The 9,385-nt window shown below is 62.8% G+C and carries 14 protein-coding genes; 12 read left to right on the plus strand and 2 right to left on the minus strand.

What is annotated here, in order from left to right; translation table 11 throughout:
• On the minus strand, nt 1-1,109 hold a 1,109-nt coding region (locus ABYW26_RS05915; RefSeq protein WP_372603865.1), incomplete at its 3' end, for a hypothetical protein.
• Between the two features lie 123 nt (nt 1,110-1,232).
• Here ABYW26_RS05915 and ABYW26_RS05920 point away from each other — a divergent pair.
• The 6 genes from ABYW26_RS05920 to ABYW26_RS05945 all read left to right on the plus strand — a co-directional run bounded on the left by ABYW26_RS05920 (nt 1,233) and on the right by ABYW26_RS05945 (nt 5,181).
• Nucleotides 1,233-1,499, plus strand: coding sequence for a rod-binding protein (locus tag ABYW26_RS05920; RefSeq protein ID WP_372603878.1), 267 nt, complete (start codon nt 1,233-1,235; stop codon nt 1,497-1,499).
• Nucleotides 1,489-1,836 (plus strand): hypothetical protein, encoded by a 348-nt coding sequence (locus tag ABYW26_RS05925; protein ID WP_372603866.1) that lies wholly within the window; start codon nt 1,489-1,491, stop codon nt 1,834-1,836. Before ABYW26_RS05920 ends, ABYW26_RS05925 begins: the two co-directional genes overlap by 11 nt.
• A gap of 198 nt (nt 1,837-2,034) precedes the next feature.
• Nucleotides 2,035-3,519 carry a flagellin gene (locus tag ABYW26_RS05930; protein WP_372603867.1) on the plus strand — a complete coding sequence of 495 codons (1,485 nt, stop codon included), beginning with the start codon at nt 2,035-2,037 and terminating at the stop codon, nt 3,517-3,519.
• Nucleotides 3,520-3,593: 74 nt separating this feature from the next.
• Nucleotides 3,594-3,974: a flagellar biosynthesis regulator FlaF gene (gene flaF, locus ABYW26_RS05935; protein WP_372603868.1), complete on the plus strand. Its 381-nt coding sequence runs from the start codon at nt 3,594-3,596 to the stop codon at nt 3,972-3,974.
• A complete protein-coding gene (gene flbT, locus ABYW26_RS05940) occupies nt 3,971-4,375 on the plus strand; it encodes a flagellar biosynthesis repressor FlbT (RefSeq protein WP_372603869.1) in 405 nt (134 codons plus the stop codon). Before flaF ends, flbT begins: the two co-directional genes overlap by 4 nt.
• Nucleotides 4,372-5,181: a DUF1217 domain-containing protein gene (locus ABYW26_RS05945; protein WP_372603870.1), complete on the plus strand. Its 810-nt coding sequence runs from the start codon at nt 4,372-4,374 to the stop codon at nt 5,179-5,181. Before flbT ends, ABYW26_RS05945 begins: the two co-directional genes overlap by 4 nt.
• On the opposite strand, the gene ABYW26_RS05950 is transcribed toward ABYW26_RS05945, so the two are convergent.
• On the minus strand, nt 5,169-6,506 hold the full coding sequence (locus ABYW26_RS05950) for a FliI/YscN family ATPase (protein WP_372603871.1): 1,338 nt from the start codon (nt 6,504-6,506) through the stop codon (nt 5,169-5,171). The two genes, ABYW26_RS05945 and ABYW26_RS05950, sit on opposite strands and share 13 nt — an antisense overlap.
• 81 nt (nt 6,507-6,587) lie before the next feature.
• Here ABYW26_RS05950 and ABYW26_RS05955 point away from each other — a divergent pair, with 81 nt between their 5' ends.
• The 6 genes from ABYW26_RS05955 to flgG all read left to right on the plus strand — a co-directional run.
• Nucleotides 6,588-6,977: a FlgB family protein gene (locus ABYW26_RS05955; protein WP_372603872.1), complete on the plus strand. Its 390-nt coding sequence runs from the start codon at nt 6,588-6,590 to the stop codon at nt 6,975-6,977.
• A gap of 8 nt (nt 6,978-6,985) precedes the next feature.
• Entirely contained in the window at nt 6,986-7,378 is a 393-nt protein-coding gene (gene flgC, locus ABYW26_RS05960; RefSeq protein WP_372603873.1) for a flagellar basal body rod protein FlgC, read from the plus strand.
• Between the two features lie 12 nt (nt 7,379-7,390).
• The gene (fliE, locus tag ABYW26_RS05965; protein ID WP_372603874.1) at nt 7,391-7,684 is read left to right on the plus strand and encodes a flagellar hook-basal body complex protein FliE; all 294 of its coding nucleotides are present in this window, start codon (nt 7,391-7,393) and stop codon (nt 7,682-7,684) included.
• 4 nt (nt 7,685-7,688) lie between these two features.
• Nucleotides 7,689-7,955: a flagellar biosynthetic protein FliQ gene (locus tag ABYW26_RS05970; RefSeq protein ID WP_372603875.1), complete on the plus strand. Its 267-nt coding sequence runs from the start codon at nt 7,689-7,691 to the stop codon at nt 7,953-7,955.
• Between the two features lie 2 nt (nt 7,956-7,957).
• Nucleotides 7,958-8,674: a flagellar hook-basal body complex protein gene (locus ABYW26_RS05975; protein ID WP_372603876.1), complete on the plus strand. Its 717-nt coding sequence runs from the start codon at nt 7,958-7,960 to the stop codon at nt 8,672-8,674.
• A gap of 12 nt (nt 8,675-8,686) precedes the next feature.
• The coding region (gene flgG, locus ABYW26_RS05980; protein ID WP_372603877.1) for a flagellar basal-body rod protein FlgG at nt 8,687-9,385 on the plus strand (699 nt) is incomplete at its 3' end.

Below are 9,385 nucleotides of genomic sequence, written 5' to 3' on the forward strand. Positions count from 1 at the left end.
AGTTGTTTTGGCGCAATCTCTGGAAGCCTTGGGGCGTCGTCTTGTTGTGGAATTTCGGCAAGATTCCCGTCCGTTGGCACGGACTGCGAGACGCCCTGAAATTGCGGAGCGCCGGACCCGGGCGCAAGCGCTGCGGTCGGCGTTTGAGGCCTTGCGGTGACGGCCTGCAATGGGGCGGATTGGGGCACCGAGGGGCGGGCTTTGTCAGTCTGAAGGTGTGTCATTGCCGGCATCGGGCGCTCAATCGCTTGCCGAGAAACGTCGATCGGGTCGTGTGGGGCCGAAGCCATCGCAGCCTCGCTTACCCGCAAAGCGGTATCCGGGGGCGTGGTTTGCATCGGAACTGGTCGATTCTCGGGCCGCGCGGTTGGCTGGGTTTCCTGCGGCGCGGAAATAACTTGTCGCCCGGCACTGCGCGTGGCGTCGGGATTGACGGGATCAATTGGAGGCACCGATTGCGGGCGCTTCTGTGCGGACGCCGGAGATGACGCCCCTTTCAGTGGCTTCGGCGCGGCGACGTCTTGCGTGACATCACTGTCAGGGATTGGGCGGATCCGCAGAAGCGGAGCGTCGGTTGGCGCGATCCAAGTCAGGGGATGCGGCTGAACCTGAGCTGGGTCTGAGAACGGATTCGGGGCCGATACGTTAGGGTTTTCGGTTTTGATAATTTCACCAACCGACTTTCCCGCGACGACCTCTGCTTGTGTTTCGATGGCGGGTAGACAGGAACCCGGCACGACCTGCGGCTGTGCCGAAACATCCGGAACCGCGAGGCGATCCAGCGAAACGATATCCTCGGGCGGTTCGTCCTCGTCGCCCACTTTGACCATAGGCTTCAACGCAACGTCAGCTGTTCGGGCGTCGTCATTTTCCCCGACAGCCGGAACCGAAATTTCCGGCAGGCGCGCCGCGGGGATCACCCGCGCGGGTAAAGCCGCGCCCTTCACCGCTATGGGCGAAGCTGGCGGTATCCCCTGCCCGGCCTCCCCCGTCTGAAGCAGAAAGGCCCCAAATGATCCGGCGAAATCGCCCTGCGCAACAGGCGTATCGACCGGCGCCTCGCCCTGTGCCGGGGGCATCCCTGAAAGAGGTAAGTGTATCAGCTGCATGTCCGGCCTTCTGACTCGGGGGGTTCAGGGCCAATTTGCAGGGTCCGAGTTACCAATTCTTTACTGCCCGTCCGGCATAAATGGGAAAACGAGTCGAAATTTAGGGAAATCACCGTGACCGAAATTACCGCCCACCGCCCGACCGCCCCGATTTCGCGCGATCAGCAATTGCGCCGCGTCGCGCAGGATCTTGAGGCGACGTTCCTGTCGGAAATGCTGAAATCGGCGGGGTTTGGCGAAAGCCGAACGGCCTTTGGCGGCGGTGCGGGCGAGGATCAGTTCGGATCTTTCCTGCGTGACGCTCAGGTGAAAAACATGGTGGCAACCGGCGGAATCGGCTTGGCCGAGCACCTGTTCGAAGCCCTGAAGGAGCGCGCCGATGGCAACTAGCGCTGCGGACAAGATGCGGCAGATTCTTGAGCAGGAACATGTCGCCCTGCGGGGCGGGCAACTGGCGGAGATGCCACGCCTGATCGCAGCCAAGGAACAGGCCGCGAAACTGCTGGCCAGCGCGCCGCAGATCGCCCCGGCCGAGGCCGAAATACTGCGCAACCTTGCGGCCCGGAACGCCGGATTGTTGACCGCTGTCATGTCGGGGATGCAGGCTGGGCTGGCACGCCTGAACATGGTGAAAAACGGCACATCGGCAGCCCTGAACACCTATGACCGGCATGGCGTCCGCCATAGCTTTGGCGCGGCGGGCAACAGCGTCGAACGACGCGCGTAACATTTGCCTCAAATCCAACATTTATCGACGGACGGCTTTAGCGACTTCTTAGGGTTTGCGACCGAACCTCGCCCTTGCATTCCAGAGGGGATGGCGCGGCGGCGCATCACTGTGCTCCGCATGGGTGAAACACCGTTCCGGCTGCAACCGCAGCTCTTTTTCGGGCGCAAAGCGTCCACACACTAAAGGAACCAGAGAATGTCCAGTATTCTGACCAACACCAGCGCGATGGTCGCCCTGCAAACGCTGAAGGGTATCAACGCCAACCTGACCAAGACCCAGGATGAAATCGCCACCGGCAAATCGGTGGCTTCGGCCAAGGATAACTCGGCCGTCTGGGCGATTTCCAAGGTGATGGAGGCCGATGTGAACGGCTTCAAGGCGATCTCGGAAAGCCTGTCGCTGGGGGAATCGACGGTGGCCGTGGCCCGGCAAGCGTCCGAGACCGTCACTGAACTGCTGACGGACATCAAAGGCAAGATCGTCGCGGCTCAGGAAAGCAATGTTGACCGCGCCAAGATCCAGACCGACATCAACGCCCTGCGCGATCAGATCACCTCGGTGGTCGGCGCTGCGCAATTCAATGGTTTGAACCTTGTTTCGGGCACCGATGACGTTGATATCCTATCGTCGCTGGACCGCGCCAGCGATGGCACGGTGTCGGCCAGCAACATCACGGTTCAGCGTCAGGATCTGACCAGCTCGGCCGGGACGCTGGGCACGGGCACCGACCTGTCCGCCAACGCCACGCTCAGCGCCGCTACGGCCACGAATACCGGCAACTCGGTGACGCTGACCATTGCAACCGACGCCGATGTCAGCGCCGATGCCTTCGAAATCAACGTCGGCGGCGCGACGCTGTCCTTTGCGGCGGGTGAAATCACCGGCGATCAGGATGCGGCGGCGACGGCGATCAACAACGCGATCAACGCGTTGGGGCTGGTCGGTATCGAGGCCAGCGTTTCGACCAATGTCGTCACCATCGCGTCGACCCGGGCCTTCGAAGATGTCGCCGTGTCCGCAACCAAGAACGGCGGCGCGACCGGGGTCACGCTGTCCGACACCACGATCGCGGAACGGGCTGAAACGCTGACCTTCTCGGCGTCGGCCACGGTGTCCGAAGGCGACGGCTATCAGATGACGGTCGGCGGCACCGCCTACACCTATGTTGCGGGCAAGGGCGAGACGTTTGAAGACGTGGCGCGCGGTCTGAAAGCGGCGATCGATGGCGGCGGCAATGCCGATATCACCACCACTGTCACACAGAACGCCTCGGACCAGTGGGTTCTGAAAATCGACAATAATGGTGCCTCCAGCGTGTCGCTGGCCCGCGCCGGGGCCGAGGATGGGACCGCTTCGGGTGGCCTGTTCGGGCTTGGCGGCATTGACGTGACCACCAACGCCGGGGCCGAAGCCGCGCTGGGCAACATTGAAACCCTGATCGACAATGCAATCGATGCCGCCTCTGCCTTCGGCTCGGCCGAGGGCCGGATCGAAACCCAAAGCAACTTTATCGGCAAGCTGACCGATGCGTTGCAAGTTGGGATCGGCTCGCTTGTCGACGCCGATATGGAGGCGGCCTCGGCCCGCCTGCAAGCCCTGCAAGTGCAACAACAGTTGGGCACGCAAGCGCTTTCGATCGCCAATCAGGCGCCGCAAAGCATCCTGTCGCTGTTCCGGTAACGGCAACGGGCCGGGACAATCGCGTTCCGGCCCGTCCTTTCCCCTGATCGCCCCCAATACCGGAAGGACACCACGTGACTGCCCATCTTATGGCACAGGCCGCCTATGGCGCCGCAAAACAAGCCGCCCTGAAAACGCCCCGCAACGTCGAATACGATATCTTTGCCCAAGTCACCGCACGGCTGCGCGCGGCCGAGGCCGCCGGAAAGCCCGCCTTTCCGGCACTGGTCGCCGCCTTGCATGACAATCGCCAGCTGTGGACCACCTTGGCAGCAGATGTAGCAGAAAGCGACAACCGCCTGCCCGAAGCGCTGCGCGCAAAACTGTTCTATCTGGCGCGGTTTACTCAGGACCATTCCCGCAAGGTGCTGGCCGGACAAGACAGCGCTGGCGTTCTGGTCGAAATCAACATGGCGGTCATGCGCGGCCTTGCCACTCAAGGACAAGCGGCATGAGCGGTCTTGTCCTGAAACTCGCCCCGAAAGAGCGCGTCCTGATCAATGGCGCGGTGATCGAAAACGGTGACCGCCGGTCGCGGCTCAGCATCGTGACACCCGACGCCAATATCCTGCGGCTGCGCGACGCCATCCACCCGCAAGAGGTCAACACCCCGGTGCGCCGGGTGTGCTATATCGCGCAGTTGGTTCTGTCCGGCGACGTCACCCCTGCCGATGCCAGACTGCAACTGCTGCGTGGGATCGAGCAACTTAGCCAGGTGTTGACCGATCTGGACAGCCGATCACATCTGAACGCCGCCAGCGAAGCGGCGCTTGGCGGCAATTTCTATAACGCGCTCAAATCCATGCGGCTATTGCTGCCACGGGAAGAGCGGCTTTTGGCGGCCGGGCGCGGATGAGCTTTACGCCGGTCGTTCCCTTTGGCGGCTTCGCCGGCTGGCGCTTTCTTGAACGGACAATGCCCGCTCAGAAAGCCGCGCATGAGGCATCGCCGGTGCTTCAGCGCGATATCCAGTATTTTCGGGATACGATCGGCAAGATCACCAGCGCCGAAGCCCTTGTGGCTGATCGCAGGCTGCTGGGCGTGGCGCTGGGCGCCTTTGGGTTGGACGACGATATCAACAACCGGTTCTTCATCCGAAAGGTGCTGGAGGACGGCAGTCTCGACAAAACCGCACTGGCGAACCGGCTTGCCGATAAGCGCTATCTGAAGCTGACCGAGGCCTTCGGGTTCGGTGATGTAAGCCCGGCCAACACCCAATTGTCCGATTTTCCCGACACAATCATCGACGCCTATAAAACCCGCCAGTTCGAAATCGCAGTCGGCGACCAGAATGCCGATATGCGACTGGCGCTGAACATGACCCGCGAGTTGGTCGATCTGGCGACCGGCAACAGCAGCGATGACACGAAATGGTTCACCATCATGGGGTCCGAGCCCTTGCGGCAGGTTTTCGAGACCGCTTTGGGCTTGCCTACGGAATTTGCCGCGTTGGATATCGACAAACAACTGGACATGTTTCGCAGCAAAACCAGCCGCGTTTTCGGTCAGGGTGACATTGCCCAATTCTCGGACCCTGAAAAGCGCGAGGACTTGCTGCGGCTGTTTCTGGTGCGTGCGGACCTCAAGGCCAGTGGCGCGAAATACAGCCCGGCCAGCACCGCGCTGACCTTGCTGCAAACGATGGGCCGTCAGGTCAGATAATCGCCCCCGGCCTGATCCAGACAGGCGGCAAGGCGCGCGAAACTTTGGGTGCTGTCTTCAGCCTCAGCCGTGGCCAGATACGCATCCAGCGCTGGCCATACCCGGATCGCCGCGTCGATCACCGGGTCCGAGCCCGCGGCATAAAGCCCGGCGCGGATCATCAACTCGGCCCGATCATAGGCGCCAAGCAATTGACGTGCGCGCGCGATCACCACGTTTTCAGCCTCAGTCGCTGCCACAGGCAGGCTGCGCGATACCGAGCGCAACAAATCAATCGCCGGAAATCGCCCGCGTTCGGCGATCTGACGATCCAGAACCACGTGCCCATCCAACACCCCGCGCAGGATATCAGCGACGGGTTCCTCCATATCCGATCCGGCGACCAGAACGCTGAACACTGCCGTGATGTCGCCTGCATCCCCCGCGCCCGGCCCGGCGCGTTCGGCCAGCGACATGATCATTTGCGCCGTCGATGGCGGAAAGCCCCGCAGCGTCGCGGATTCGCCCGCCGCCAACGCCACTTCGCGATGCGCCTCGGCAAATCGTGTGACCGAATCGCACAGGAACAGCACATGCTGGCCCTGATCGCGAAAGTGTTCGGCAATGCTCATCGCGGCCCAGGCCGCCCGGCGCCGCAACAGCGGCGATTGATCCGACGTCGCTGCCACCACGACCGAGCGCGCCATGCCTTCAGGCCCAAGCACCTGATCGACGAATTCCCGCACCTCGCGCCCGCGTTCGCCAACCAGCGCGATCACCGCCATATCGGTCGACACGCCGCGCGCCAGATCAGACAACAGGGTCGATTTGCCAACGCCCGAACCCGCGAACAGGCCGATCCGCTGACCGCGCACCAGCGGCAGCAGGGTGTTGAACACCGATAGGCCGGTTTCCAGCCGCTCGCCTAAAGGACGACGGCGGGTGGCGGCGGGCGGCGCGGTTTGCATCAGCCGCGATTCCGCGCCGCGCAACAGCGGTTGCCCATCCAGCGCGCGGCCAAACGGGTCGACCACCCGGCCCAGCCAACTGTCATCCGGCGCGATCGTCGCCGGCCCGATCAACGACACACGCGCGCCGATCAACAGCCCTTCGGGCGCGCCATCGGCCAGCACGGTAATCTCGTCCGGGCCCAGCGCCAGAACCTCGGCCCGGCGCAGGATGCCCGCGCGCAGGTGGATTTCAACCAGATCGCCCAGCCCGGCCAGATCGGACAGGCCCGACACCGACACGGTGCCGCGACCGATGGCGCTGACCCGGCCCACGGGCGCGGTGCCACGCAGGGCGGCGATCTCGGCGCTGAGGGCGGTTAGGGAAACTGGGGGCATGGGATTCTCCGCATCAGGGGTCTGAAACGGTTTTTAAAGGAATCAGGGTTAAGCCTTGATTGAGACCGAGGAGAAACCCGGATGTTTGAAAAGCTTGAGATCCTGAAACTGGCGCATGGCATGGCAACCCATGCCGCGACCCGGCAGTCGGTTCTGGCGCGCAATATCGCCAATGCCGACACCCCCGGATATCGCGCCCGCGATCTGCCCAGCTTTGCCGCGACCTATCACCAACGCCCTGACACGTTCGATATGCGCGAAACCCGCGCCGGTCACCTTGTGGCCGCGACCGGGCGGACGCCGCCGGAAATCGGCCAGATCGTCCGCGGCGCCGAAACTGCGCCCAACGGCAATAGTGTCTCGCTTGAGGTTGAGATGGCGAAATCCGCCGAAACGCAGGCCCAGCATGACATGGCGCTAAGCGTCTATAAATCGACGCTTGGCATCCTGCGCAGCAGCCTTGGCCGATAGGGGGAAGAATGAGCGATCTGTTGAAATCCCTTTCCGTTTCGGCCAGCGGCATGCAGGCGCAAAGCGCCCGTCTGCGCCATGTGTCCGAGAATATCGCCAATGCGGATACCCCCGGCTATCACCGGAAAACCATGAGCTTTGAAGAGCTGGTGATCCGGAGCGACCATACCGGCCAGGTGAAACCCGGCCCGGTTCGATTGGACCAGTCTGATCTGACGCGAATCTATGATCCGGGTCATCCGCTGGCCGATGACAGTGGCCATTATGACGGCTCGAATGTCGATCTGGTGGTTGAAATTGCGGACGCGCGCGAAGCGCAGCGCAGCTATGAGGCGAACCTCAGAATGTTCGATCAGGCCCGGCAAATGACGCAGGGCCTGCTGGACCTGCTGCGTCGATAGAGGACTGCCAGAATGGACATCAAATCCTCCAATGTTGCGGCGCTGGGCTATGCATCGGCCCGGCCCGCGACCCGCCCGGCCCCCGGCGCCCAAGCCGATGCCGGCGGCTTTGCCAAATTGGCTCAGGAATTCACCCAGACCTTGCAACAGGGCGAAAACACCGCCCGCGCGGCGATGACCGGCGGCGCCGATGCGCACGCATTGGTTCAGGCGCTGGCCCAGACCGAACTGGCGGTCGAGACCGCAGTGACCGTGCGCGACAAGGTGGTCGAGGCCTATCAGGAAATCCTGCGGATGCCGGTATAACACCATGGACGAGATCGTTTTCTACGACACTTTGCGACAGGGCCTGTGGATCGCGGTGCAAATCTCGACCCCGATCCTGATGGTCGCTTTGGTGGTCGGCATCGCCATCGGCCTGTTTCAGGCCCTGACCTCGGTTCAGGAAATGACCCTGACCTTCGTGCCGAAACTGGCAGCGATCCTGGCCGTGTTCTGGATCACCATGGGGTTCATGACCCAGACCCTGACCAGCTTTTTCACCACGCGGCTGATCCCGTTGATCGTGGGGGGCTAGGCATGGACAATTCCGGCACCACCACCCTGACGCGGCAGACTGGCCTGCTGCGCGAAATGCAAAGCGTCGCCAACAACATCGCCAACCTGTCCACCACCGGCTATCGCGCCGAGGGGGTGATCTTTTCGGAATATGTCAAAGCGACCGGGGGGCCGTATGGCTCGGTGTCGATGGCGACGGCGAATGTGCGCAACACCGATCTGTCGCAAGGGCCGCTGACCCAGACCGGCGGCACCTTCGACTTTGCGATCGAAGGCGATGGGTTTTTCCTTGTCGAAACGCAGCAAGGCGAACGCCTGACCCGCGCCGGGGTCTTCACCCCCAACGAGGCGGGCGAGCTGGCCACGCCGGACGGGCACCGCCTGTTGGATAGTGGCGGCGGGCCGATTTTCGTGCCGCCCGATGCGGGCGACCTTAGCCTTGCGTCGGACGGCACCCTGTCTGTGGACGGGCGCGCCCTGTCACGGCTGGGCCTGTTTGTCCCGGTCGATCCGGTTGGCCTGACCCGCGAGTCAGGCACGTTATTCGCCAGCGCCGCCGGGTTTGAACCGACCGAAGACGGCACCATCCTGCAAGGATTTCTTGAGCAATCGAATGTCGATGCGGTGTCTCAGGTCGCCCGCATGATCGAGGTCCAGCACGCCTATGAGCTGGGTCAAAGTTTCCTTGAACGCGAGGACGAACGCCTGCGCGGCCTGATCCGAACGCTTGGCTCTTAAAGGAGAATCCAGATGCGCGCCCTGAATATCGCTGCCACCGGCATGAGTGCCCAACAGATGCGGGTCGAGGTGATCTCGAACAACCTCGCGAATATGAGCACCACCGGCTATAACGCCCGCCGGGCCGAATTCGCCGACCTGCATTATCAACAGATAGCGCGCGCCGGGTCGATCAACGCCGCGGATGGCACGGTTCTGCCGACCGGGGTTCAGCTTGGCCTTGGGGTGCGGCCCGCCGCGGTCAGCGTCACACTGGCGCAAGGGTCGTTGCGGCAAACCGGCGGCGATCTGGATCTCGCGATCGAAGGTCAGGGCTATCTTGAGGTCACGCTGCCCTCGGGCCTGTCGGCCTATACCCGCGACGGGGCGCTGAAACGCTCGGCCGATGGGTTGATCGTGACCTCGGACGGCTATCCCGTGGCCCCCGACATCACCATTCCCGACGACGCCCGCAGCATTTCGATCAATGCCGATGGCGAGGTTTACGGCTATTTCAGCGACCGCGTGCAGCCGGAACTGCTGGGACAGTTTTCGCTGGTCGGCTTTTCCAACCAGAAAGGGTTGGAAGCGATGGGATCGAACCTGTTTCTGGAAACCTCGGCCTCGGGCAACCCGATTTCCGGCACCGCTGGCGAGGACGGGCTTGGCACCCTGCGGCAAGGCTATCTGGAAAACAGCTCGGTCGATGCGGTGCGCGAGGTGACCGAACTG

The sequence above is a fragment of the Actibacterium sp. genome (assembly GCF_041584535.1).
Taxonomy (GTDB): domain Bacteria; phylum Pseudomonadota; class Alphaproteobacteria; order Rhodobacterales; family Rhodobacteraceae; genus Actibacterium_D.

What these genes read in the sequence shown, in the direction of transcription:
- ABYW26_RS05925 (WP_372603866.1), top strand. Translation starts at nt 1,489, where the DNA reads ATGGCAACTAGCGCTGCGGACAAGATGCGGCAGATTCTTGAGCAGGAA.
- ABYW26_RS05930 (WP_372603867.1), top strand. Translation starts at nt 2,035, where the DNA reads ATGTCCAGTATTCTGACCAACACCAGCGCGATGGTCGCCCTGCAAACG.
- flbT (WP_372603869.1), top strand. Translation starts at nt 3,971, where the DNA reads ATGAGCGGTCTTGTCCTGAAACTCGCCCCGAAAGAGCGCGTCCTGATC.
- ABYW26_RS05945 (WP_372603870.1), top strand. Translation starts at nt 4,372, where the DNA reads ATGAGCTTTACGCCGGTCGTTCCCTTTGGCGGCTTCGCCGGCTGGCGC.
- ABYW26_RS05950 (WP_372603871.1), bottom strand. Translation starts at nt 6,506, where the DNA reads ATGCCCCCAGTTTCCCTAACCGCCCTCAGCGCCGAGATCGCCGCCCTG.
- ABYW26_RS05955 (WP_372603872.1), top strand. Translation starts at nt 6,588, where the DNA reads ATGTTTGAAAAGCTTGAGATCCTGAAACTGGCGCATGGCATGGCAACC.
- flgC (WP_372603873.1), top strand. Translation starts at nt 6,986, where the DNA reads ATGAGCGATCTGTTGAAATCCCTTTCCGTTTCGGCCAGCGGCATGCAG.
- fliE (WP_372603874.1), top strand. Translation starts at nt 7,391, where the DNA reads ATGGACATCAAATCCTCCAATGTTGCGGCGCTGGGCTATGCATCGGCC.
- ABYW26_RS05970 (WP_372603875.1), top strand. Translation starts at nt 7,689, where the DNA reads ATGGACGAGATCGTTTTCTACGACACTTTGCGACAGGGCCTGTGGATC.
- ABYW26_RS05975 (WP_372603876.1), top strand. Translation starts at nt 7,958, where the DNA reads ATGGACAATTCCGGCACCACCACCCTGACGCGGCAGACTGGCCTGCTG.